At 23.6% G+C, this 1,898-nt stretch carries 3 protein-coding genes; all 3 read left to right on the forward strand.

What is annotated here, in order from left to right; all coding sequences use genetic code 11:
* Positions 1–270 precede the first annotated feature (270 nt).
* The 3 genes from GBZ86_RS15465 to GBZ86_RS15475 all read left to right on the forward strand — a co-directional run bounded on the left by GBZ86_RS15465 (position 271) and on the right by GBZ86_RS15475 (position 1,772).
* Positions 271–1,098, forward strand: a complete 828-nt coding sequence (locus GBZ86_RS15465) for a tyrosine-type recombinase/integrase (protein WP_327445288.1) — start codon at positions 271–273, stop codon at positions 1,096–1,098.
* Between the two features lie 173 nt (positions 1,099–1,271).
* A complete protein-coding gene (locus GBZ86_RS15470; RefSeq protein ID WP_152892146.1) occupies positions 1,272–1,487 on the forward strand; it encodes a hypothetical protein in 216 nt (71 codons plus the stop codon).
* A gap of 69 nt (positions 1,488–1,556) precedes the next feature.
* Complete coding sequence (locus GBZ86_RS15475; protein ID WP_234885183.1) at positions 1,557–1,772, forward strand: hypothetical protein; 216 nt, start codon at positions 1,557–1,559, stop codon at positions 1,770–1,772.
* Positions 1,773–1,898 lie beyond the last annotated feature (126 nt).

A 1,898-nucleotide genomic window follows, 5' to 3' on the forward strand; every position in this document is an offset into this window, starting at 1 on the left:
ACCCTTTGGTTGGGGATTACATAAAAAGAGTTTGAAATTTATTCAAGCTCTTTTTTTATATGCAATATAATTAATATTTATAAATAGGCTTATTTTTATGAATTATTAATTGAGAAAAAACTATTTACTTAGAAAAAGGAAGAAAATAAGAGAAATATGAAAAAAGATAATAATAATTTTAAAGAAAAATATAAAGACATAATGATATAGTTATGTTAACAAAAGACAGGTTATTATCAATAAAAAGGGAGCGATAGTATTAAAAATGATATAGAAGGATTTAAAGAAAGTCAGTTAAGTCAAAGTAAAAGTGAATTAACAATTAAAAGTTATGAATATGATTTAAAAGATTTTTTTAAGTTTTTAGATCTTAAATCAGATTATGAGGAAATAGAAAAAATTCCTTATGAAAAAATGCAGCTCTTGATAAATAAGTATATAAATAAACTAAAGCAAAATTTAAAACCTAAAACAATAAATAGAAGATGTGTTGCAATAAATAAATATTTAAAATACTTAAATATAGATTGTAGAGCTAAAAGTGTAAAGATACAGAAAAAACTATTTTTAAATAATGTAGTCACTAAAAATGATGTAAGAAAGTTATTAAATGTATGTAGTAATAAAAGAGATAGAGCTATTATTATAACCTTATTTGGAAGTGGTTTAAGAGTATCAGAACTATTAAAATTAAAAGTAAAAGATGTTAATAAGGAAGATATAATTATACATGGAAAACATGATAAATATAGACAAGTATTAATACCAATAGAAGTTAGAATAGCATTAACAGAATATATGAAAGTAAGACCTAAAACAACGGAGGAGCAACTATTTATAGGTAAAAGAGGACCAATAAAAAGAAATACCGTAAATATAATATTAAAGAAGTATGCAAAAAAAGCAAAAGTTAAAAAGCAAAAAGTTCATCCACATAGTTTTAGACATTTATTTTGTAAAAACTTAGCTGATAATGGTATTGGTATTGATGTTATAGCTGACTTAGCAGGACATACAAATGTAGCAACAACTGCTATATATACTCAAAGAAGTAAAAATGAATTACAAAGCGTTTTAGATAGTACATTTACGATTTAATATTTATAGTTTTACATAATGAGAGCGTGTTAAATTGATTTTTTAAAATCTATTCTAAGGTGCATTATATAAGTGATTGAAAGGGATTAAGTGAGTTTAACACAATATGACATATGTCAAGTTGGTATATATATTCTATTGAATTTTTGTTATAATATTCCTGAGGTGATTAGATGACAGAATTTAAAGAAAAAATAAAGAATAACAGTAGAGTTATTACCTTAATAGTAGCAGAAAGTCTTATAATTTTATGTATTTTAATTTTTAAAAATCATATAGAAATTACAGGTTGGTTTCTTATTATACTACAAATAGTAGCAGTTACTATAGGATGTTATTCTACAATAATATCTAATAAAAATAAAAAAAGAATAATAAATAAAAAATAATAAGTGAGTTAAAGAATCTACATAAATTTGTAGGTTCTTTTTATTTTACCTAGAAAGGTGGTGATAGTAATGAAAGTTAAGGTTAGAAAGTTAGTAATGCTTACTAAATGGAATGAAAAGAATGATATGGTTTGTGGGTGTTTATTAAGTAATCCATTATGTAGTAGATGTAAGGATTGTGAAGAGTTAGAGGTTACTATTAATCCTTATGAAGATATAGAAGAATGTTTAAAAAATCAAAGAGCTTATAAAAGAATTCAAGGGTCATTAAGACAGAAGTCATAGGAGGTTATTATGTTTAAAGATATTCCAAGTGATGAAGAAGTTAATAAGTTTTATAAATCTTATACCTGGGTTAAGGTTAGAAAAAAAGTTATGCTAAGAGATAATAATGAATGTCAAAGATGCAAG

The organism is Clostridium tarantellae, assembly GCF_009295725.1.
GTDB lineage: Bacteria > Bacillota > Clostridia > Clostridiales > Clostridiaceae > Sarcina > Sarcina tarantellae.